Genomic DNA, 21,198 nt, shown 5'->3' on the forward strand with positions numbered 1-21,198 from the left:
TGCAAGATCCGCCGGTCAGTCATTTTCCTTTAAAAGTATAGTCCTCACTCCGGGGTTCGTCAAACTGACTCCGGGAACAGTGCGGAGCTGTTTTACTTCCCTTGCCCCGTCTGTCCCGGGTCCCGCCCCTCTTTCCTCTTCGCGATCATCCCCCGTACCACGTCCGGAGCCGGACCGCCGGTGATTCGTCGGCGTTCGACGAAGGCGACGGGGTCGGCGATGGCTTTCCAGTCTTCGGCGGTGAGTGCCACGTCATCGAGCCAGCCGTTGACCGTCTCGAGCGGGATCTCGTACAGTTCCTTTTCCTGGCGGTCGGCTTCGCGGGCGATGAGGCTCGCCTTGTGATGGGCCCGGCGGAATGAGACGCCGTAGTCCCTGGCGAGCACATCCGCGAGCTCGGTGATTGTGATCATGTTCTCCCTCGCCTGGCGGAGGGCGCGGTCTTTGTTGAAGGTGAGCGTGGTCACCACGGCATGCATCAGCCGGAGCACACGGGTCGCCTTTTCAAAGCCGGTATACAGATGCGGCTGGAGGTCATCTTCGGTGTCATTGATGTCTCCGTATGGCGTGTTGTGGATCATGTGGATGACCGCAAGGCCTTCCGCCGCGGCACTTGAAGCAAGTGCACGGGAGTGCTCCATCGAGACCGGATTCCGCTTTTGCGGCATGATGCTCGAAATCTGCACGTAAGCATCGGATACCCGCAGCAGGCCGACTTCTTTGGACGCCATCCGGAGGAATTCCTGGATCCAGCGGCCCATGTTCGTCATGAGACTCACCAGGCTCTGGGCGGCTTCGATCAGGTAATCCCCGGTCCCGATCGCGTCATACGAGTTCTCGATCATCCCCTCGAACCCGAGCAGTTCAACCATCCGCTCCCGGCTGATCGGGAAACCGGTCGTTGTGATCGCGGCTGCGCCCATCGGCGACTGGTTCACGGTATGGCGGGCCCGCTTCAGCCGCTCGATGTCCCGGATCAGGTTGTCGTAGATGGCGACCAGGTAATGCCCGAACGTCGTCGGCTGGGCAGGCTGGGTATGGGTGTGCGCCGGCATGACGGACTCCACATGCTCCTCCGCCTGGGCGAGCAGGGCTTCCGCCAACGCTTCTGCCTGTTCGACCGTCTCGGCCAAATACTGCCTGAGGACAATCCGGTACATCGCCTCGCCCATGTCATTCCGGCTTTTCGCGATATGCATCTTCCCCGCCAGTTCCTCGCCGATCAGTTCGCCGATCTTCGATTCCACGAGGAAAAACAGGTCTTCATGCTCCGCGGAGTACTTGAGTTCCGCCCGGTCCATCTTCCAGACTTCCCGGATGGCGTTCAGAATCTTGCCCGCCTCCGCTTCGGCCAGGATCTTCTGCTCGGCGAGCATCTGGGTATGGGCGGCGTGTACCTCGAACATTGCATCAAAGAGGTAGTCACGCTGGTCGTCAAACACAGGGCGCAGAAGAACGTCCACATACGTTTTTCCCGGGAAGACATCCCCGTCGGCCACAACAAATTCTTTTTTCCATGCACTCATAATGCTGACACCTCAAATTCTTTTTGATTAACCCAATGACTTTTCTGCCTTGACCCCGAGGAACCTGCTGGATATGAACATGACCACTGCAATCAGAGCCACCTGGATCATGCCGTATGCTGCAGCTTGCCCGATGTTGAACATCCGGAGCTGGTTCATGATTTCAATCGAAATCGGACGGTTGCCGATCGTGTAGAGAAGGACGGATGTCGGGAATTCCCCGACCGCCTGAACAAACGCGAGCAGTGTACCGCTCAGGACACCCGGAAGGATGATCGGAATGACGACTTTCCGGAATGTATAGAACCATTTGGCCCCCAGATTCTGCGCGGCTTCCTCGATGGAGTCGTCCAGTTGCTCGAGAACAGCATTCGTTGATCGCACAACAAGCGGCAAGAAACGGATAAAGTAGGCGAGCGGCAGGATCCAGAAGGTCCCCACAAGGATCTGTCCGAACGAAAACGGGTTCGGCGAGTTAAACGCCAGAATCAGGTTCATCCCGACAACGGTCGCCGGAAGAGCCCAAGGAATCATCACGAGAATATCCAGGAGGTTCTTCCCGACGAACTTCCGTTTGACAAGCGCATAGGAAGTGAAAATCCCGAAAACAAATACACCAAGACAGGCGATAAACGCCATGATCAGGCTGTTGCGGACCGGTTCCCAGATATATGGCGTATCAAACAGCATCGCATAGTTTTCCAAGTTGAATGCGGTCGGGTAGGTCTGCCATGTCCAGGTCCCTTCCGGCACGAGTGACAGGATAAGCAACGTTGCATGGGGCAGCAGAAGGACGATCATTGCGATGACCCCGAGTGTGACCATCGTCCACTTCAGCAGCGGATTGCTCACTTCACTCCGGTGCGCGCCGATTCCCTTGGACGCCATCCGGTAATCCTTCCGGCCCTGATACCAGCGCATAAACAGAAGGAACGTGATCGAGACAATCGACAGGATGACCGACTGTGTTGCGGCCATTTCAAGATCGCCATTGATTTTAGAGAAGTAAATCTGCAAACTCAGCACCCGGAACCCGCCGGCCAGAAGGAACGGTGCACTAAAGCTGGCCATCGACACCATAAAGACCAGGAGCGATGCGGCCACAAGTCCCGGTGTCAGCAGTGGGAATGTAACCTGCCAGAACACCTTGAAGCGATTCGCACCCAGGTTGGAGGCCGCTTCCTCGAGTGATGGATCTAGGTTCGACAAGGCAGATGCCGTCGTCATATAGAAATATGGATACATCGTATAGGCGTGGACAATCAGGATGCCTGATATCCCGCCGATTTTGAACGGTACTTCTGATAGGTTCAGCAAGTCTTTGATCGCATTGGGAATGAGGCCGGCTTCACCGTAGAGGAACATAAACGCCATGACGCCGACGAGCGACGGCAGCACGATCGGCATGATGGCAATATTGGAGAAGAATCGGCGGCCGGGAAACTCATACCGATTGAAGATGTATGCAAGCGGCACACCGATCAGTGCGCTGAACAGGACCGACAGCAGGGAAATCCAGACCGAATTCCAAAGCGCCTGCAGGTTCGCCTTTGCCTTTGACCCGAAGAAGTCCTCATAGTTCTGAAGGGACGGGACCCCGTTGTGGAAAAAGCTCTCATAAGCTGTCCTCAAAGTCGGGTAGAGCACATAGCCGATCAGGACGAGAATGACTGGAATGAGGAGCAGCAGGGTTTTCCTTTTTTCAGCGTTCAGCATGTCGGCGTCCTCCTTCCGCAAGGGCGTGCAGGATTCCAATTTCTCATGGATTACACCCCCGCTTTCGGCACAATCCGGATCTGGTCTTCTGGAAGACGCACATATACTTCAGCGCCTTCTTGCAGATAGGTGCTCGGCCCCTGGTTCAGGGCAGTTCCAACTAGTGTCAGCTGGTCATTCATCTCTACATAGGTATGTACGGCCGCCCCGGTGAACTGGACCATTTTCACCTTACCGGGAAAAACATTTGCCCCGGTGATCGGCTGGTCCGAAACTTCTACCGCTTCCGGTCGGACCGACATCCTCAGTTCATCACTCTCGGTATACTCGGCAACATTCAGGGTAGTATTGTTCACAGTCACGTCACTGCCCAGCATTTCTACATGGTATGAGCGGTGGCTCTCTCCCGAGCCGGCCTCCACGACAGGCAGCAAGTTGGTCTCTCCAATGAATTCCGCGACAAAGTCGTTGACCGGTTCATTGTAGATCTCCGTCGGTGTACCGACCTGCTGGCATTTGCCGAAGTTGAATACGGCGATCCGGTCGCTCATCGTCAGGGCCTCGACCTGGTCATGGGTCACATAAATGGTCGTGATCTGATATTCCTTCTGCAGACGTAGAATTTCCGCCCGCATCTCATCCCGCAGGCGGGCATCCAGGTTACTGAGCGGCTCATCCAGCAACAGGATGTCCGGCTCGATGACGAGCGCACGAGCTAAAGCCACACGCTGCTGCTGACCTCCGGAAAGCTGGCTTACCTGGCGTTCTGCATACTGGTCGAGCCGGACTTTACGCAACACATCTTCTACCCGTTTTTTCGTCTCTGCCTTATTTAACTTTCGTACTTTCAGGCCGAACGCGACATTCTCGAAAACCGTCATATGCGGGAACAGCGCATAGTTCTGGAACACCATGCCGGTATTTCGTTTTTCCGGCGGAACGGTCGTCATGTCACGGTCGTTGAACTTCACGACTCCTTTTGTCGGATAATAAAACCCGGCAACCATCCTGAGTGTCGTCGTCTTCCCGCAGCCGCTCGGTCCGAGAAACGTGAAGAATTCCCCTTCCTTAATCAGGAGCTCAAGATCCTCCACTGCCGTGACTTTTCCAAACTGCTTGGTAATTGCCGATAAATGAACGGTTGACACAGCAACCACTCCCTTCCCTGTAAAAACACTGGACTACCGCAGGCATTGCTGCCCGCGATAGTCCAACGTCAAAAGTAAACGCTATACGGAGCCCATGCAGCCTGCAGGTTACTCGCCTGTTTCTTTTTCTGCGTTTTTAATCTGGTTATCCCAGTGATCCATCCACTCATCGGATTTTTCCTGGAACAGTCCCCAGTCGATTTCCATCGGCTTAATATCTTCTTCGGCTTCAGTGATCCATTCCGGAAGATCGGTCACGTCTTCACGTGTCGGAATACGGTAGTATTTTTCCGCGAGCAGTTTTGCAGCTTCCGGTGTGTTGACGAACTCATAAAACGCTTCTGCCGCTTTCGGATGAGGCGCATCCTTGACGATTGCAATACCTTCCGTAAGGACCGGCGTTCCGCTTTCCGGCAGGACATAACCGAACGGATAGCCCTTTTCTTCCGCGAGCATGACGGCATCCGGCATGTTCCAGACCGTCAGGGAGCCGACGCCTTTGGCGAGCTGGTTGTACATCAGCTCAGGGTTGGCCGAGTATTCTTTCGTGTTGTTGTCCAGCTTCTCAAGCCATGCGTAGCCTTCCTGCGGATCTTCCGTATCCTTGTAGGTCCGGTAGATCATTGCCGAATAGATGGTACGCATCGTACCGGATGCAAGCGGATAGCGGATGATCAGCTCATCCTGCCACTTCGGATCAATCAGGTCGTCCCAGTCTTTCGGTGCTTCTTCTTCGGAGATTTCCTTGTTGTTGTACATGATGACTTCCGGCGTCATCGAAGTACCGCTCCACATCCAGTCTTCGTCGTGATACATTTCATCAAGCGCATCCGCGTAGGACGGCTTGTATTCTGCAAGCAGCCCTTCATCTTTGGCCTGGTCGAAGTTTACTTGAGGAGCCCCCCACCAGACGTCAGCCTGTGTATTGTTTTTCTCGGAGCGGACCCGGTCCAGAATTTCCTGCGAGCCCATGTCCAGGAACTCCATCGTGATGCCGTACTCTTCTTCAAAGCGCTGCTTGAAGTCCCCCAAAATGTCACTGCCATGCGGAGAATAAACGACGACTTTCTCCTCCAGTTCCTCTGAAGCGGAAGTTTCACCGCCCGCATCTCCGGATGTTCCGGAAGAATCCTCTTCCTCTCCTCCGCCGGAATCGGCCATACACCCTGCCAAAGCAAGCGCAAACAGTGCCGTCAAAACAAGCAACCAGCTTTTCTTAATCCATTTTCCCATCCAAACTGCCCCCTTCTGATTTAAATGTTGTACAACCCCTCATGTTCTTTCAGCAACAATGCAACAGCGCCGATCACGCCGGCTTCCTTTCCGAACGCCGTCCTGACGATCTCACATTCTTTCGGTGCGTACCGCTTCACGTTGTCTGAGACAATCGGCTGGATCACATCGAATGACTGTGACAGACCACCCCCTAAAATGATCAACTCCGGATTCAGAAGCGACACGTAATTCGCAACTGCAATCCCGAGATGTTCCAGTGCGTTCCCGAGCGCTTCGGCTGAAACCTTGTCACCGGACCGGTACAATTCGAACGCCTCGGCAGCCGTCACTTCCCTGCCAAGATGCTCAGACAGCGCCGTGCCGACAGACGTTCCTCCCGAGACACTTTCAAGGAATCCATAACCTTCAAAGGATGGCCGGTACGTTTTGGCAAGTTTCCGATCCGTCACCATATAACCGAGCTCACCCGCACTGTATTGGCTTCCCCTGAACAGTTGACCGTTCAGGATAATTCCGCTGCCGATACCCGTTCCGATGGCAATATAGATCAGGTTCTGCTTGCCCTTGCCGCGTCCCGTCCAATGCTCCCCCAGTACGCCAATGTTGACGTCATTGTCTACGTATACCGGATACGGAAACACTTCCTCCAACTTTTCACGGACAGGATAATCCCTCCATTTCAAGGCCGGTGCTTCTTCGACAATACCGGTCTTTACGTTGGTCACCCCAGGAACGCCGGCGCCGACACCCAGGATTTCTTCCTGCTCCAGGGATAGCTCTGCCATCATTTCATCGGCCATCTTCCGGATTGTCGGGAAGAAATCGTGATCCAAGTATTCCTGCGTGGGAAATGTCCGGTAACTCTCAAGCTCCCCTTTAAGATCGGTGATTCCGACCGCCACCTTTGTTCCCCCTATGTCAATTCCGATACAATGTGCCTTTTTCGGATTGAATTTCAGGTTCACGGGTTTTCGTCCGCCGCTTGCCGAGGCCTCGCCGCTGCCCGTCTCGGTTACCCACCCTTCATCAATAAGCCGGGAGATGGCCGCTGAGACAGTCGGCTTGCTGAGGGACAGCTTCTTGGCAATTGCCGTCCGGGTCGTAGGTTCTGTTTCCAGCACACATCTGAGCACTTGCCGTGCGTTGCGGTTAATATTTGATTCGTCATTCACATATTGCATGGCAATGCCCCTAAAAGGTTAGTTTGTTAACTTAACTTACTAACTTATTTGAAAACATTGTAATCAATGAAATTTAAAATGTAAACCGCTTTCACGAACTTTTTTTACTTTTCTTTCTAAAAAAATCATAGACTGCAAGTCTCTGCAGTCTATGATTGAGTACCCCGTTTTATTGATCGGCTCCGTAGCTGATCAGGTTTGCAAAAATCCGGTAACCGCCCGGAACCTGGGCACCGATCTGCCTGTAGAATACGAGGTTCGTATACAGATAGGTCCCTTCTCCGTATTCTGCCATGAGGATTCCGCTTGTGAACGGATCTTCCCCCGGGTCTGCCATCGACACGAATGTCTCGAAGCGCTCATCCCAATCCATCGGGAAATACAGGCCGCGCTCCTGTACCCAGTTGTCCCAGTCACTGTCTGTAATGTTGTTCGGATAGTTGAGCAGCGGATGGTCCGGCTGGGTCACCGTCACCTCCGCATTTTCATCCGTTACGCGCCAGCGGATGGACGGGGTTCCGATTTTCAGGCGATAAGGGGCCGTCAGCTCTGCATCCCATGGATCGGAGGCCGTGACATACTGCATGACGAAATGCCCGCCGTTCCTCACGTACTCCTTGATCCGGTCATTGTTTGCAAGCAGGTCCTCCCTGCCGAGAGTCGCCCGGATGCCTGACACGATCGTGTCGTACTGAGACAGATCAGCCGATGCAAGATCTTCCGGAGTCAGCTTGGTGATGTCAAAGCCGGCATTGATGAACGAATCAGCGATCGTATCAAAACCGCTGTCGATGTATCCGACCTTCAGGTTCTCCGGCTTAAGAAGTTCAAATGCAACGCCGTTGATGGAGGATGGGTACAGGTAATAAGAGTCATTGATATGTTCGTATTTGATTTCTTGGACGGTAGTGTTATGCATCTTGCCATTTGCCTCGGCAATGGCCTCAATTGTGAACTCGCCTTCCTCCACATCGGAGGGCGGGATCAGATCAAAAGAAACGCTTTTTTCTTCAAAACGCTCTTCCAGATTCACCTCTGCCGATTCCGGCTCACTGCTCCAACCTTCAGGCAGTTTTAGTGAAACCTCAGCTTTCTGAGTAGCGTCATCGTAGTTCTTCACTTTCACGCTGACCGGAATCTTTTCCTGCACATCAGCCGTGTTAACGGTAATATTGATCGGATCAGGCGTTACGCCCAGTTCAGGCAGGACACTGACCGTGTTATCGAGGTCACTGACAAATGCAGTGTCCACGCCATTCTCTTTGAATGAAAGCTGTGCTTGGATAGCAGCTTCGGCATAAGGCTCAAAGTATTCCGCATCTTCCGGAACAGTTACGTTGAAGCTGGCAGCCTTGGATTCACCAGGTTTCAAATGCTTGAGCTTAACGGCTTTTTCATGCTCCCAGTCCTCAGGAGTCAGCAATTCCGCTTCAACGTGATGAAGTTTTCGGTTCCCTTCATTAGTGACTGTCACTTCCACTTTCGCCTGCTCACCCTGGGTCAGCACATAAGAATCAATTGTAATGTCTACCGTCAGCTCGGAAGCCACCCGGCTTACTTCAACGAGTTGTTCCTCTTTCAGATTCAGTTTATGGAGAAGATCATTTTTGGTAGCCTGATCCAGCTTTGAGGAGGCCACCTTTCCGGACAATTTCCTTACATCCCTCAGTGCCTTCTGGGATTCTGGAAGGATGGCTCCGCGATTTGGGTAAAGTTCAACGATCCGGTCCAGGTTCTGCTGAAGGGAACGGAGAGATTCGCTGAGCCCTTGGTTTGAAATTTCATCTGCCCATGCATTGAAGTCATAAGGAATACCGTCGAACAGATCGTCCGAATTCTCCTGTACCGCAGATTCTGCAAGCTTCAGATGAACCTGGCGCGGCTCAACGGGAATATCCCGGCCCATTCCCTGGCTCTTATGAAGATAGCGAGACGCTTCACCAAGCTGCGGGTAGCTCATCCCGTAAATCGGATCGTAGTCACCGATCTCGATGGACACAGTCGCTTCATCTTGGGAAACCGGCAGGTAGAGCTTTTTGATCTGCCAAGGCTCCAGTCCGTTCTCGATCTGTTCAGGAAAGACCGTCGGATCGGCCGCATCCTCGAATGCTTTTACCGACAGGACATTGATCGCCCGGTGGTGACCATGTTGGCTATCCACATCCAGGAAGGACGGCATCACCACATCCGGCTGATACGTACGGATAAATTCGATGAGGCGGGAATAGGTCACTTCCTCTCCCCATTTCTCCAGAGTTTCTTCCGGAGATTTCGAGAAGCCGAAATCATAGATGGCGTCCGAGGTCGTGTCGCTAAGGTGATATGCTTTTACGCCATTGACTTTTGCCGCTTCAATCATCTCGTTGGAGCGGATGATGCCGAGACCGTTACCCAGTTCATTCCCGATTGCATTCTGCCCGCCCTCTCCGCGGTTGGCAATCATGCTGGCTGTCTTCACACCCAGCCCCCTCGACAAATAAGCGAGGAAGTCACTGCGCTCATCATCCGGATGGGCACCCGTATTCAGGAACGTGACCGTCGTATCCAATGGCTTCACAGCGTTCCACAGATCCACGTCAGGTTGCTCCCGGCTGTCTCCTAACACAGCCTGCGGCAGAATGGACAGCACCAGCAAGATGGAAAGCACACCGTACCATAACCTCTTCAAACTTCTAACCCCTTTCATGATTCGAATTTAAAAGAAAGCGCATACATACATTAGTTAGTAAAACTTACTAACTAACAATGCCTCACAAACTTCCTTTTATTAACTGCAAGTATACATATAGTCAGAATATTTTAAATCTAACTTTTCGCCTATTTCATTAACGTATACCGTGTATAACGACTGGGGCAAAAAGTAGGAATTAAAAAAGCGATGCACAAGCACCGCTTTTACTTTGTTGTCATTGAAGGTTTATAGGTGTCCACCGAGTCATGCCTGCCAAACACCAGCCTCAGCATGACCGGCACGATAAACAGGATAAACAGCACTCGGAACAGCTGGTACGCTGCGACCAGAGAGACGTCCGCATCGATTTCCTGCGCGGTCACGCCCATTTCCGGCAGGCCGCCAGGCGCAACACAGAGGAATGCTGTTGCCAAAGACATCGGGTGGATCTGGTGCATCATCCAGGCCAGAAACAGGGCGAAGCCGACCATGAGCAACCCGGTCAGCAAGGAAAACGGCAACAGCGTTTTCCAGCTTTTCAGCATGCCCGGCCGGATGCTGAGCCCCAGATAAACTCCAAGGAACAGCTGCGCGATGATTGTCAGGATAGGCGGAAGGTGCGGCGGCGCAAAGCCGCTCACCGTCAGGATGGCAGCCGCGATCAGAGGGCCGAGTATCCAGGGTGTGGGAAACCGGAATCTTAAGGCGCACAGCGTGACGATGGTGACGATGACTATGGTTGCCGCGATATGAAGCAAGCCCGGGGCACCTGCCTGCACGGCTGCTCCGGATGACTGAAGGCCCGTTGCGGATACCGTTCCATCCGAAAACGCGTATGTGGACAGCATGGGTACCATAAAGGTGACCGTGAGCATCCGGACGGTCTGCATGAAGGTGACTACGGCCGGGTCTGCTCCCCGGATCTCTTCGCTCAGCATCGTCATTTGAGAAAGGCCGCCTGGCGTTGTTCCCATCACTGCGGTCGGAGTATTCATGCCGGCAAGCTTTGAAGCGATGATGGCGATGCCGAGACCGCCCGCGATCATCAGAATGGTAGAAATGGTCATTGTCGGCAACTGGCCGGCAATCTGCTTTGCACTTTCCGCCGTAAATGCCAGACCCATGCCGTAGCCGAGCAGCATCTGTCCTCCATTTTTAAAGCTTTTCGGCCAGTATAATTCCCTTTTGACGAACAGATTCCAGATAATTACGGCCGTCAGCGGTCCGAGCATCCAGGCAAGCGGCAGGCCGATCCAGGCAAACACGGCTCCGCCTGCGAGGCCACACAGCAACGCTTGTATAAATGGAAAGACTTTCTTTTTCTCTGGTGACTTCATCATCCTGCACTTCTTTCTGATGCTTTTCTATGATCCATTGTAGCATGAAGGCCGGATCTGCTTGTCCGGCCTTCCAAATAGAGGGTTTGCCTCTCCTCCGTCGAAACAGGAAAGCATCACGGAAAGGAGGCCTGCCGATGTTTCCTTTTGTCAGAAGAAAAACGGTCGAAACATGCGACCCCAAGTTTTCATACTGCTACGCCACCGGATCTCCAGATGACGGCGTGCTGCGCGATATCACAAAGGAGCTTGCCGGGATGTACCAATCGCATCCGGGCGATATCGTATTTCTATGTATCGGTTCTGACCGCTCGACCGGAGACTCTTACGGGCCATTTGTCGGGGCGCTGCTGAAGGAACACGGATGCCCCTATCCTGTCTATGGAACTATTGAGAAGCCCGTTCACGCTCTGAATATAAGTGAGACACTCAGCGAGATACGAAGCCGGACAACGGAACCGCTCATTGTCAGCGTCGATGCCTGCCTGGGCAGTGCCGACCGGATCGGCTCCATCCTCTTTAATGAGGGGCCCCTTATTCCCGGCTTCGCCATCCGAAATCCGCTTCCGGGCGTGGGCGTTTGTCATTTCAAGGGCGTTGTGAACCATCTCGATCCGCATTTCCCTGCCGATTCGCTGAACAGCACCCGATTGGACACGGTTCTCCGGCTTGCCAGAATTACTTCAGGGGTCATCCTGGACTCGGTCCGGCTGGCCGTCTCTGAAAAAACATAAGGAATCCTAGCCTCCCATGATCCGGTCGAATTCATTGTCCTTCGGGAAAGTCAGCGTCAGAACGGTGCCCTGCCCTTGTTTGGAATCGGCGGAAAGGCGGATGCCGAGCCTCGCCGCAACTGTGTCGGCAAGATAAAGGCCGAGTCCGGTCGCGGCATTATGGATCCGGCCTGTGCCGCCGGTGAAGCCCTTTTCGAAAATCCGCGGCAGGTCCTGGGACGGGATGCCAGGGCCTTCGTCGTTGATCTGCACCCGGACATTCCCATCGGGAGAACAGTCGGCGGTAATGGTGATCGCAGCGCCGGCCGGGCTGTATTTCACGGCATTCGTCAGTACCTGACGGATGATGAAGCGGGCCCATTTTACATCGGTCCGGACGGAGAGGCCGGCTCCTTCCAACTCAACCGCCACGTCCTTTTCCATGCACCAGGCGGCGAGTTCACGGATTTCGGGCGCGATGAGCGAGCGCACGCTCGCCGACTCCGGCAGGAAATCAGCTGCGAGCGTCGGCATTCTTGAGATGTACAGTTGCCTGTCGATCAGGAGATGGAGGCGCAGCCACTCAGTCTGAAGCCGCCGAATCACGGGGTCCGCCCGATGCTCGTCCAGGATCAGCTTCATCGCCGTCAGCGGCGCCTTCGCCTCATGCACCCAGGCCGCCAGATAATCTGCTTCCAGATATTGCGCATCGGCAAGCTTTGCCAGCTCCTCCCGGTGCGCCCGGGAGGCCGCGGTGAGAAGTCCTGCCGTCGTTTGTTCAAGCGCCGACGACCGCTCCGGCAACAGCTCCTCCCACTCCCGGAGCGGTTCGTCCGACAGACGGGAAGCTTCCCGCAGAAACACCGTCTCGCGCCGCCAGCGCCAGGTGATAAACAGGACGAATGCTGCAATAAGCAGGAGATTCATGTAAAGGACGGACGCCGCCTCGATTTCGATTCCGTCGTCGAGGGCAATGATGAGATCCGCGAGGAGAAGTGATGCGAGGAAAAACAGGATCCATGGGAGACGGGATTTCAGGTAGGGAATGAACATGCCGGGCTTGCCTCCTTTTATCGATAATACAGATTTGGCTCACCAATCTTCTTTAATTTCGTCATTCGTCCATTCAATTTCGTCATTGGAGCGAAAAGTTTCGTCATTCGTTTAACAGAAGGTGATGAATGACGAAACCGGGGCGACGAATGATGAAACCGAAGCCGTGAATGACGAAACCGATTCGACTGCGTCCGCTGTCCGCACACCCTATTCCTCCACCGCCATATATCCCATGCCCTTCTTTGTCACAATCTTATCCCCGATTCCGATTTCTTCGAGCTTGTTCCGCAACCGGTTGATGTTCACCGTAAGGGTGTTGTCGTTAACGAACCGCTCGTCGTCCCAGAGCTTGCGGATCAGCTCGTCGCGTGTCACGATTTCGTTGCGCGACTCGACAAGGACGGCGAGGATGAAGAATTCGTTTTTCGTCAGCTCTACGTCTGTGCCCCCCGATCGGATCACCCCTCGCTTCAGATCTAGCACCGCTCCGTTCCACTCAACAATATCCGGTTTTTCGTCGGTATAGGCATACGTGCGCCGCAGGATCGCCTGGAGTTTCGCCAGCAGAACATCGGAATTGAACGGCTTCTGGATAAAGTCGTCTGCCCCCATCGACATCGCCATCACCTGGTCCATCGGGTGGTCGCGCGATGACAAAAAGACGATAGGCACGTTCGACTCTGCACGGATTTCGCGGCACCAGTGGTATCCGTCATATGCCGGCAGCCCGATATCGAGAATCACCAGATGGGGACCGGCAGCCCGGAAGGCCTCCATCACCTCATGAAAATCTTCCGGCCCCGTGACTTTAAGTCCCCACTGCCCCAGCTTTTCGGACAGTGACCGGAGAATCGCTTCATCATCCTCCACCAAAAACACCGTAAACTCCATCACGCAGACCCCCTTTCCCACCAGTTTACCGGAAAACTCCAATTTTTTTCAGCAAAACATGAATAACTCTCTGTGAGCCGGGTACCATATGAGCAACCCCACTTCTCTATTTCCCCCTTTTAGAGAATGCAGGTCCTGGCCCGCCGGCGATGTCGGCGGGCATTTTTTTGTGTTTTTGTACGAGGAGGAATTATTTCCACTTATCTTTCTTTTCGTCAGGTTCCTGTCAAATCTCGAATTTAAGATTATACTTCATTACATAGTTATATTAAGTAACTTAGAAACAAAAGGAGAGTTGTTTAAATATGAACAAGAACGATATCGCGAAAGTCATTTTGAGGGTCATCCTCGGTTTTGCTTTCTTCATTCACGGGCTGGACAAGTTCCAGGGAGGCATTGCCAATACCGCAGGATACTTTGACAGCCTCGGCATCCCGGGATTCATGGCATATGCCGTTGCTTCCATTGAGCTTATCGGCGGATTGGCCATGATTCTCGGCATCGGGACAAAGATTGTCAGCATTCTTTTCGCCATCATCATGATCGGTGCCATCTTTACCGCAAAGCTTTCGCTCGGCTTCCTTGGCAATGGACAGATGGCGGGCTACGAACTGGATCTGATCCTGCTTGCGGCTTCCCTGTACTTTGTACTCGCCGATCGCTCGGTACTGTCTGTTGACCATAAACTTGCCCACAAAGGATAAATGATTACTTTCCCTATTAATCGGGTAACCTATTGCCAACCCCACTTCTCTATTTCCCCCTTTTAGAGAATGCAGGTCCTGGCCCGCCGGCGATGTCGGCGGGCATTTTTTTGTGGGAAGACGTGCGGAACCTGTTCTCTCCCTGGCGGAACGAAAAAATGAAGATTTTTCTTTCTTAAGGATTAAAATCCGATGGACCGGGTAACCTATGACCAGCCCCACTTCTCTATTTCCCCCTTTTAGAGAATGCAGGTCTTTGATCCGCCAAGTTGTCTGGCGGATCCTTTTTTTATTGCGCGCCAAAAGACCGCTGGCCAATTCGGCAGCGGTCTTTTATGCATGATTAGTCTTCGTCTTTTTCAAAGTTGATGACGTTGCCGTTTTCTGCGTCAATGTCCACTTCATACTCGTGGCGGTCATCCCGCAGTTCCAGCTCGTAGTGCCAGCGGCCATCGTCTTCGTCGAGTTCCGCTTCAATGACTTCGGCTGCCGATCCGGCTTTGCCTTTCGCGATCTGGATCGCTTCTTCCTGGGAAATCAGGTTGTCCGGTGCCGCCTGGCGGTCGTCATCACGGTCATCCCGGTCGTCGCGGTCATCATCCTGGTCGTCACGCTCGGTCTTGAGCACATCACCGGATTTTGCATCGACCTTGACATCCACTTCACCGGATTCGCCCCGGATTTCGAATTCGTACTCACGGTCGTCACGGTCCAGTTCCATTTCCCGGACTTCTCCGCCGCCTGCCGCTTCAAGTGCAATCGTTGTGGCTTTATCCGCCGAAATCCATCCGGATGTCACCTGCTTCACTTTCGCTTCCGCCGTTTCGATCGGTGCGAGCTTCCCTGTGTCTTCTGCAAAAGCTGCCATGCCTCCGAATGCCAATACCCCTGCTGCGACCGGTGCAATAAACCAACGTTTTTTCATGTTGTGTTCCTCCTTGTTTGTTGTTGTCTTCATCTTATCCGGGGAGGATTAAGGGACGCTGAGGGGAAGATTAGAGATTGATGAGAATGAATTAATCCATTGCCTGGCGGATCTTTCCGGGAATCATCACGACTTCAGTTTTCAGGTCAACCGGCCGGAAATCCGGGTCGATGCACGCATCCCAGTACTCAAGATGCTTTTTGTCGATCCAGTGGTCCGATTCTTCAACTTCTTGGCCGCCCTCGCCTTGAATGGAATACCAATATAAATATTCCTCCCCGTCCAGCACTTCGCGAAAAATGGTCTCCACATGCATTTTCTCACCCTCGAGTGTGACAAGCACATCTTCCATATGTTCTTTCAGAAACGCCAACCATTCATCCACCTTTTCGGACATGCCTGGCTTTACCCGGAAACGTGTCAGCTCCACATTCATGTTCGCTTCCCCCTTTTTATGTAAGAAGGGCCGGGAATCACCCCGGCCCTGAATGGTTCATTTATTAATCGTCCCAAGCTACGGTCAGAATCTTGCCGGTGATGGCATGGATCTGGATGTCAGCTTCCCGGTCATCCGCGGTTTCGACCTGGACGATGTAATAGCCGCCGTCCTGGGTTTCTTCAAAATCAATGTCATCGTCCAGTTCGCCCGCAACCTCCTTGAGGGCGATATTCGCCGCTTCGCCCGGGGTGAGCCGGACGGATGGTTTCGGTGCTTCCTGTGCCGGCGGTGTCTCTTCCTTTTCCGGTGGTGCGGCAGGCTCTTTTTCTGTCACAGATTCTTTGATCTGCTCCCCTGTGACGGCGTCGTACTCTGCTTCGGTCGTGCGGGTTTCTTCTTCGACCATTGCGCTGTAGACGTTATCCTTCAGCGCGATCGCCGACGGCTCTGCGCCGTATTGTTCAGCGATCTTCGCTTTCATGTCGTCTTCCGGAATCGGATCGACGCTTCCCGTCTTTTCCATCGAGATGATGGCGCCGCCGTCGCTGTCGACGACCGCCTCAAAGACCCCGTCGATACGTTCCAGCGTGACGCGGTAGAGGTCGCCGTCCTGCACGATCTCCTGCACCTCGCCGCCGTACATATTCAGAAGCTTCTGCTCGACATCATCTGCCGCCATCGCCTCGCCGCCGCGGAGCGCCATGACAGACACCACGACCATAATCAAAGCTGCCGCTCCGATTGCCGCGAGCCATAGCCATTTTCGGTTATCCATGCTGAACGACCCCCTCCTTTCTTCCCATTATAGAGGGTGAAAATTAAAAAACGCTGAGAATGCTCCACTTATTCTTGGCGCTCTTTCGGCAAGCCCACCCTGAATACCGTTCCGATACCGACGACGCTCTCCACACTGATATCCGCCCCAAGGCCGTCTGAGATTTCCTTGGCCAGCGCGAGGCCGAGACCGGTGCCACCGGTTTTGCGGTTCCGGTCGCTGTTGACGCGGTAAAAGCGGTCGAAGAGATGCGGAAGATCCGTTTCCGGAATGCCCGGCCCGTGGTCGGCAACGGCGAGTTCGACGCGGCCGCCGCTTTCTTCCAATATAAGCCGGACTGCTCCGTCGCTATACTTTCGTGCGTTATCCAAGAGGATGAACAGCAGCTGACGGAGCTTGTCCGGGTCGGTAACGGCAAGGAGTTCTTCAGGCCCTTCGATCGAAAATTCCCGGCCGTATGCCTGGCGCATCGGCTGGACTGTTTCTTCTGCAATCTTCCGGATGTCTGCCTGTTTAAAGGAGTAGGCTGCAGCCCGGTCGGATCGTGCGAGGTCCAGGAGCTGTGCCGTCAGGTCTTTCATGCGGACCGCCTGCGACAAAATGGCCCCGACGGCTTCATCCGCGACATTCCGGTCATCGAACCCGCGACGCTTCAGCAAACGTGCGTAGCTTTCGATGACGGTGATCGGCGTCTTCAGTTCGTGCGAGGCATCAGACACGAATCGTTCCTGCTTTTCGTAGTTCCGGCCCAGCTGGTCCATCATGTCGTTGTAGGCAAGGGTCATTTCGTGCAGTTCGTCCTTGCCGCGGCTTTCATCGATCTTTTCATAAGTCCCCTTTTCACGGTTGTCCCTCATCGTACCGGTCAGTTCATTGATCGGCCGGGTGACGATGCGTCCGAGCGCAACACTCGATGCAATGACCGGGATCATCGCAGCGGCGGTGAGGCCGATGAGGATCAGTCTGAGTGTGGAAAGTTCGTTCGCAATGTCGTCGGCGAGCTGTGTGATGCGGAGCTCGGCCACTTCTCCACCTGTACTGATGAACGGCATGGCCACTGTTACGGCAGGCACACCTTTTACATCGGTGATCGTATACGGGCCGCTTCCATCGGGTTCAGCCGGGAAGCCGCGCAGCCGCCTGTCGCTTTCCACTTCATCAATCACCTGCCCGTTTGAACCCACGATCAGCAGCGAGCCGTCCGGCGGCATGTAGGCCCTGATGACCATGTTTTTATCTTCTGCTGCGGTCTCCTGCAGCGCCGCGGTCAGCTCCTCGCCCCTCGCCATCAGCTGGTCCGCCTGACGTTCGTACGTCATCTTCTCGAACAGGAAGTAGATGCCGATGCTTAAGCCCGCGAGAATCAGGAACATGAGGAGTGTCGTGAACACGTGGATCCTCGTCCTCAGCTTCATTTCGGTGATTCCTTCAGCACGTAGCCGACCCCGCGAACCGTATGGATGAGCCCGTCACCGATCTTCTTGCGAACGTAACGGACATACACATCCACAACATTCGTATCGCCGTAGTAGTCAAACCCCCATACCGCATCCAGCAGCTGGTCACGTTCGAATACCCGGTTAGGGTTTTTGAGGAGATACAGCAGCAGGTCATACTCCCTCGGGGTCAGGTCGATGGAACGCTCGTCACGGGTTACATCGCGCGTTTCTTCATTGATCGTGAGTCCCGCGAACGAATGAATATGCTCCGGCGCTTCTTCTTTGGGTCCGGCGAGTGCCTGCGCCACGCGCAGCGTCGCACGGATGCGCGCCAGAAGCTCCTCGATCTCGAACGGCTTCGTGACGTAATCGTTCGCTCCGAGATCCAGCCCCGCCACTTTGTCTTCCACATCACTCTTCGCCGTCAGGAGAATGACCGGAACAGCCGTATCACTCGCCCGGATGCGGCGCAGCACATCCAGCCCGGACAGCCCCGGAAGCATCAGATCGAGCAGCACGAGATCCCATCCGCCATCGCGGAACTTGATCAGCCCCTCGTCACCCGCATGCGCCACCCCGGCCTCGTAGCCCTCAAACTCAAGCTCCAGCTGCAGCACCCGCGCGATATTCTCCTCGTCCTCCACAATCAGGATCCGTTCTGCCATGACGCCTGCCTCCTTCTCTTTCTACCTATAACTATGATTGGGATGGATTTCGGCGTCAAGGGCGGAAGGGCATGGACAGGTGGCTTGGGTAGGCGAATGACGAGATTGGACGGCTGAATGACGAGACTGGGGGCGGGAATGACGAGATTCATCGGCCGAATGACGAAATCGGAGGCACGAATGACGAGATTCAGGGGTTTCTCCGCTCGTCCAACCGGCCTGCCCTGCGGGTATGACGCACGGCTTTTCTCCCCAAAAGGGTTCACCGCATGCTCCGGTGGTACACTGAGGGTAACGAGTTTTCAGAGGAGGGATTTGGATGAAGGTGATTCCTGTCGGGATCTGGGGTGGTTATCCGAAGGCGGAGTCGGCGACGTCATCGTTTCTGATCGAGCATGAAGGGTTCCGGGTGCTGTTCGACTGCGGGAGCGGGGTGCTGGCGCAGGTGCAGCGGTACATCAGGCTTGATGAGATTGATGCAGTTGTGATCAGCCATTATCATGCGGATCATGTGGCGGATATCGGGAGCCTGCAGTATCATCATCTGATTGCGTACTACACGGGGCGGCCGCTCCGGAAGCTGACGTTTTACGCACATGACCGGGATGCGGACGGCTTCGGGAAGCTGACGTATAAGGAAGTTGCCGAGGGGCATGCGGTAGCGCCTGATGAGACCTACGAAATCGGCCCGTTTTCGGTGACATTCGCCGAGACGGTGCACCCGGTGTACTGCCTGGCGGCACGGTTTGAGGTCGATGGCAAGGCGGTCGTTTTCACCGCAGACACGGAGTTCCATGAACCGCTCGCGGAGTTCGCGTCGGGCGCCGACCTGCTTGTGAGCGAGGCGAATCTGTATGAGGAATATAAGGGCAAGTCGCCGGGGCATATGGCGGGCAGCGAGGCCGGTGAGCTGGCGCGGCTCGCCGGTGCGAAGCGGCTGCTTTTGACCCACCTGCCGCAGGAAGGCGACGTGCAGCTGATCTTGTCGGCCGCGCAGGAAGCGTTCGGCGGGAGTGCGAGGCTGGCGGAAGCTGGAGAAGTTATAGAGGTATGAATGAGAACAGGGTTCCGTCGGGGATGGCGGAACCCTGTTCTTTGTGGTGCTAATTTGCCATTTCTGGCTAATCATATAGAATGTTGTAGTTGATGCTGCAGACTTTTATCTGAAGGAGGATAAACGATCATGGCTGTTTTGCCGAATTGCCCCAAATGCCAATCGGAGTATACTTACGAGGACCGCAATGTATTCGTATGTCCTGAATGTGGAAACGAGTGGACACATGAAGATGGTGAAAAAAGTGAGGAAAACGTTGTAAAAGACGTCCACGGCAATGTTTTGAAAGATGGAGATACGGTGACCGTCATCAAAGATTTAAAAGTGAAGGGCAGTTCCTCAGTCCTCAAAATCGGTACGAAAGTAAAAGGGATTCGCATCGTTGATGGTGACCACAATATTGATTGCAAGATCGATGGATTTGGTGCCATGCAACTGAAATCTGAATTCGTGAAAAAGGCCTAATCATGGTCTCGTATTCCGCTGCGGAATACGGGACCATTTTTCGTACACCACAGGTGATGAAGGAAGGCCCTAATCTTCAAACTCGGACGCCTATTCTTCAAACTCAGACCGTTTTATTTCAAACTCACTCGAAATAGAAAGGGGGTTCGCCGCGGCGAACCCCTTTCCTCATTCCTGCCGGCGCGTCAGGGGCGTGGTATAGTCCCAGGCATAACAGGTCGACCGCCCGTCGCCGTCTTTGTTCAGTGGATAGAACTGAAGCAGACGGGAGGCGGCTCCCGGGCTTTTCATGCCGAACAGCTCCCGGACCTGTCTGTTCACAATCGTCCCGCTCCTTAGGGTGAACCAGTCTTGCAATGTGCGGGTGAAGGGGTCGGCAGTTTTCCATTTGCAGGCCGGGCACAACCAGACCCGTTCACTTTTTCGTCCGAGCCGGCTATTACAAGTTTCACAGAGCGGCCCCCACTCAACCTCTTCGGCAGAAATGCCAAACCGTCCGATCAGCGGGAAGGCGATATAGGGCCTGTTATGGCGGCGGATGTAGTCGGCAAGTTGACGGAGTTCCTGGACGGTCATTCCCGTCTTCTTCTCTTTTTCGGCAAGGTGTCTACGGATTTCACGGAGGCTGAAGATGCGTCCATTGGCTGGAGGTTTCTCGATGATCGCACTTCCCGTCATGATGACAGCGCCATCTGCCCCGAACGGTATACCGTGCAGATGAAACCAGACCTGCAGGTTGGCGATTTCGTCCTGCAACTGCAGCATGGGGCAGTCGTAGCGGTCAGTGATGCTTCCATGTTCATCTACCTTGTCCAGCCTCTTGGGGTGTTCCTCAAACCGGAGCCTTCCGGCCATATTCTTGGCTTCATAAATAACCGCTCCCGAGGGCAGGAGGATCAGGACATCGATCTGAACGTATTGCCCGGGCGTGACTTCCAAATTGACATCCCAAAGAATGGGCCACGGGACTTTCAGTCGCCGGATGTAGTTCAGGACCTTTTCTTCTCCCGCTATTCCCGCCTTGATGGAATTCATTTTCCCCTGAATATCTGTGTAAGATCGGTGACGGCTGCCAACACGGACAAGCAGCCGTTCATGCGCATTCCCTTTAAGGACCGACATCGATTCGTTCCCCAACGGATCCTCCCCTTCCTTTTTCCGAACCATACCATATCGGGGAACAAGCCGGAAGACAACTTGGCATCTTTGGATTTTGAAGCATTATTGCATGTCAAAATTGAAAAATGCCCCGGCTGG

Annotated in this window: 19 protein-coding genes; 4 read left to right on the forward strand and 15 right to left on the reverse strand. The window is 54.1% G+C overall.

All coding sequences use genetic code 11. From position 1 onward, the window contains the following. Positions 1 to 92: 92 nt before the first annotated feature. The 7 genes from argH to AC6CHQ_RS02725 all read right to left on the reverse strand — a co-directional run bounded on the left by argH (position 93) and on the right by AC6CHQ_RS02725 (position 10,818). Positions 93 to 1,526 carry an argininosuccinate lyase gene (gene argH, locus AC6CHQ_RS02695; protein ID WP_251240685.1) on the reverse strand — a complete coding sequence of 478 codons (1,434 nt, stop codon included), beginning with the start codon at positions 1,524 to 1,526 and terminating at the stop codon, positions 93 to 95. 27 nt (positions 1,527 to 1,553) lie between these two features. Beyond that, a complete protein-coding gene (locus AC6CHQ_RS02700; RefSeq protein WP_251240684.1) occupies positions 1,554 to 3,242 on the reverse strand; it encodes an ABC transporter permease in 1,689 nt (562 codons plus the stop codon). Between the two features lie 50 nt (positions 3,243 to 3,292). Beyond that, positions 3,293 to 4,390 carry an ABC transporter ATP-binding protein gene (locus tag AC6CHQ_RS02705; RefSeq protein ID WP_498080819.1) on the reverse strand — a complete coding sequence of 366 codons (1,098 nt, stop codon included), beginning with the start codon at positions 4,388 to 4,390 and terminating at the stop codon, positions 3,293 to 3,295. Between the two features lie 108 nt (positions 4,391 to 4,498). Further along, positions 4,499 to 5,623, reverse strand: a complete 1,125-nt coding sequence (locus AC6CHQ_RS02710; RefSeq protein ID WP_251240682.1) for an extracellular solute-binding protein — start codon at positions 5,621 to 5,623, stop codon at positions 4,499 to 4,501. A 20-nt stretch (positions 5,624 to 5,643) separates the two neighbouring features. Continuing rightward, a complete protein-coding gene (locus tag AC6CHQ_RS02715) occupies positions 5,644 to 6,807 on the reverse strand; it encodes an ROK family transcriptional regulator (protein WP_251240681.1) in 1,164 nt (387 codons plus the stop codon). 169 nt (positions 6,808 to 6,976) lie between these two features. Further along, positions 6,977 to 9,475 (reverse strand): NEW3 domain-containing protein, encoded by a 2,499-nt coding sequence (locus tag AC6CHQ_RS02720; protein WP_498080821.1) that lies wholly within the window; start codon positions 9,473 to 9,475, stop codon positions 6,977 to 6,979. 227 nt (positions 9,476 to 9,702) lie between these two features. After that, positions 9,703 to 10,818, reverse strand: coding sequence for an AbrB family transcriptional regulator (locus tag AC6CHQ_RS02725; protein WP_498080822.1), 1,116 nt, complete (start codon positions 10,816 to 10,818; stop codon positions 9,703 to 9,705). Positions 10,819 to 10,952: 134 nt separating this feature from the next. On the opposite strand from AC6CHQ_RS02725, the gene yyaC reads away from it, so the two are divergent. After that, on the forward strand, positions 10,953 to 11,549 hold the full coding sequence (yyaC, locus tag AC6CHQ_RS02730; protein WP_498080823.1) for a spore protease YyaC: 597 nt from the start codon (positions 10,953 to 10,955) through the stop codon (positions 11,547 to 11,549). Between the two features lie 6 nt (positions 11,550 to 11,555). On the opposite strand, the gene AC6CHQ_RS02735 is transcribed toward yyaC, so the two are convergent. Both AC6CHQ_RS02735 and AC6CHQ_RS02740 read right to left on the reverse strand, forming a co-directional pair. Continuing rightward, complete coding sequence (locus tag AC6CHQ_RS02735) at positions 11,556 to 12,581, reverse strand: sensor histidine kinase (RefSeq protein ID WP_498080824.1); 1,026 nt, start codon at positions 12,579 to 12,581, stop codon at positions 11,556 to 11,558. A gap of 210 nt (positions 12,582 to 12,791) precedes the next feature. Continuing rightward, positions 12,792 to 13,475 carry a response regulator transcription factor gene (locus tag AC6CHQ_RS02740; RefSeq protein ID WP_424237011.1) on the reverse strand — a complete coding sequence of 228 codons (684 nt, stop codon included), beginning with the start codon at positions 13,473 to 13,475 and terminating at the stop codon, positions 12,792 to 12,794. Between the two features lie 305 nt (positions 13,476 to 13,780). On the opposite strand from AC6CHQ_RS02740, the gene AC6CHQ_RS02745 reads away from it, so the two are divergent. After that, on the forward strand, positions 13,781 to 14,179 hold the full coding sequence (locus AC6CHQ_RS02745) for a DoxX family protein (RefSeq protein WP_498080825.1): 399 nt from the start codon (positions 13,781 to 13,783) through the stop codon (positions 14,177 to 14,179). Positions 14,180 to 14,522: 343 nt separating this feature from the next. Here the strand turns inward: AC6CHQ_RS02745 and AC6CHQ_RS02750 are convergent, their stop codons facing one another. The 5 genes from AC6CHQ_RS02750 to AC6CHQ_RS02770 form a co-directional block, all read right to left on the reverse strand. Then, positions 14,523 to 15,104: a PepSY domain-containing protein gene (locus tag AC6CHQ_RS02750; protein ID WP_498080826.1), complete on the reverse strand. Its 582-nt coding sequence runs from the start codon at positions 15,102 to 15,104 to the stop codon at positions 14,523 to 14,525. Positions 15,105 to 15,195: 91 nt separating this feature from the next. Next, positions 15,196 to 15,540 (reverse strand): DUF6176 family protein, encoded by a 345-nt coding sequence (locus tag AC6CHQ_RS02755; RefSeq protein ID WP_498080827.1) that lies wholly within the window; start codon positions 15,538 to 15,540, stop codon positions 15,196 to 15,198. Between the two features lie 64 nt (positions 15,541 to 15,604). Then, a complete protein-coding gene (locus tag AC6CHQ_RS02760) occupies positions 15,605 to 16,318 on the reverse strand; it encodes a PepSY domain-containing protein (RefSeq protein WP_498080828.1) in 714 nt (237 codons plus the stop codon). 68 nt (positions 16,319 to 16,386) lie between these two features. Then, the gene (locus tag AC6CHQ_RS02765) at positions 16,387 to 17,733 is read right to left on the reverse strand and encodes a sensor histidine kinase (RefSeq protein WP_498080829.1); all 1,347 of its coding nucleotides are present in this window, start codon (positions 17,731 to 17,733) and stop codon (positions 16,387 to 16,389) included. Next, entirely contained in the window at positions 17,730 to 18,422 is a 693-nt protein-coding gene (locus AC6CHQ_RS02770; protein ID WP_498080830.1) for a response regulator transcription factor, read from the reverse strand. The genes AC6CHQ_RS02765 and AC6CHQ_RS02770 overlap by 4 nt, the downstream gene beginning before the upstream one ends. Before the next feature lie 319 nt (positions 18,423 to 18,741). Between AC6CHQ_RS02770 and AC6CHQ_RS02775 the strand changes: the two genes are divergently transcribed. Together AC6CHQ_RS02775 and AC6CHQ_RS02780 are read left to right on the forward strand one after the other, a co-directional pair. Further along, a complete protein-coding gene (locus tag AC6CHQ_RS02775) occupies positions 18,742 to 19,476 on the forward strand; it encodes an MBL fold metallo-hydrolase (protein WP_498080831.1) in 735 nt (244 codons plus the stop codon). 129 nt (positions 19,477 to 19,605) lie between these two features. After that, positions 19,606 to 19,941, forward strand: coding sequence for a zinc ribbon domain-containing protein YjdM (locus AC6CHQ_RS02780; RefSeq protein ID WP_092050375.1), 336 nt, complete (start codon positions 19,606 to 19,608; stop codon positions 19,939 to 19,941). Between the two features lie 168 nt (positions 19,942 to 20,109). Here the strand turns inward: AC6CHQ_RS02780 and AC6CHQ_RS02785 are convergent, their stop codons facing one another. After that, on the reverse strand, positions 20,110 to 21,078 hold the full coding sequence (locus AC6CHQ_RS02785) for a nuclease-related domain-containing protein (protein ID WP_251240669.1): 969 nt from the start codon (positions 21,076 to 21,078) through the stop codon (positions 20,110 to 20,112). Positions 21,079 to 21,198: the final 120 nt, after the last annotated feature.

The sequence above is a fragment of the Bhargavaea sp. GQ12 genome, from assembly GCF_059758705.1.

What these genes read in the sequence shown, in the direction of transcription:
- argH (WP_251240685.1), bottom strand. Translation starts at nt 1,526, where the DNA reads ATGAGTGCATGGAAAAAAGAATTTGTTGTGGCCGACGGGGATGTCTTC.
- AC6CHQ_RS02700 (WP_251240684.1), bottom strand. Translation starts at nt 3,242, where the DNA reads ATGCTGAACGCTGAAAAAAGGAAAACCCTGCTGCTCCTCATTCCAGTC.
- AC6CHQ_RS02710 (WP_251240682.1), bottom strand. Translation starts at nt 5,623, where the DNA reads ATGGGAAAATGGATTAAGAAAAGCTGGTTGCTTGTTTTGACGGCACTG.
- AC6CHQ_RS02715 (WP_251240681.1), bottom strand. Translation starts at nt 6,807, where the DNA reads ATGCAATATGTGAATGACGAATCAAATATTAACCGCAACGCACGGCAA.
- AC6CHQ_RS02725 (WP_498080822.1), bottom strand. Translation starts at nt 10,818, where the DNA reads ATGATGAAGTCACCAGAGAAAAAGAAAGTCTTTCCATTTATACAAGCG.
- yyaC (WP_498080823.1), top strand. Translation starts at nt 10,953, where the DNA reads ATGTTTCCTTTTGTCAGAAGAAAAACGGTCGAAACATGCGACCCCAAG.
- AC6CHQ_RS02735 (WP_498080824.1), bottom strand. Translation starts at nt 12,581, where the DNA reads ATGTTCATTCCCTACCTGAAATCCCGTCTCCCATGGATCCTGTTTTTC.
- AC6CHQ_RS02740 (WP_424237011.1), bottom strand. Translation starts at nt 13,475, where the DNA reads ATGGAGTTTACGGTGTTTTTGGTGGAGGATGATGAAGCGATTCTCCGG.
- AC6CHQ_RS02745 (WP_498080825.1), top strand. Translation starts at nt 13,781, where the DNA reads ATGAACAAGAACGATATCGCGAAAGTCATTTTGAGGGTCATCCTCGGT.
- AC6CHQ_RS02750 (WP_498080826.1), bottom strand. Translation starts at nt 15,104, where the DNA reads ATGAAAAAACGTTGGTTTATTGCACCGGTCGCAGCAGGGGTATTGGCA.
- AC6CHQ_RS02755 (WP_498080827.1), bottom strand. Translation starts at nt 15,540, where the DNA reads ATGAATGTGGAGCTGACACGTTTCCGGGTAAAGCCAGGCATGTCCGAA.
- AC6CHQ_RS02760 (WP_498080828.1), bottom strand. Translation starts at nt 16,318, where the DNA reads ATGGATAACCGAAAATGGCTATGGCTCGCGGCAATCGGAGCGGCAGCT.
- AC6CHQ_RS02765 (WP_498080829.1), bottom strand. Translation starts at nt 17,733, where the DNA reads ATGAAGCTGAGGACGAGGATCCACGTGTTCACGACACTCCTCATGTTC.
- AC6CHQ_RS02770 (WP_498080830.1), bottom strand. Translation starts at nt 18,422, where the DNA reads ATGGCAGAACGGATCCTGATTGTGGAGGACGAGGAGAATATCGCGCGG.
- AC6CHQ_RS02775 (WP_498080831.1), top strand. Translation starts at nt 18,742, where the DNA reads ATGAAGGTGATTCCTGTCGGGATCTGGGGTGGTTATCCGAAGGCGGAG.
- AC6CHQ_RS02780 (WP_092050375.1), top strand. Translation starts at nt 19,606, where the DNA reads ATGGCTGTTTTGCCGAATTGCCCCAAATGCCAATCGGAGTATACTTAC.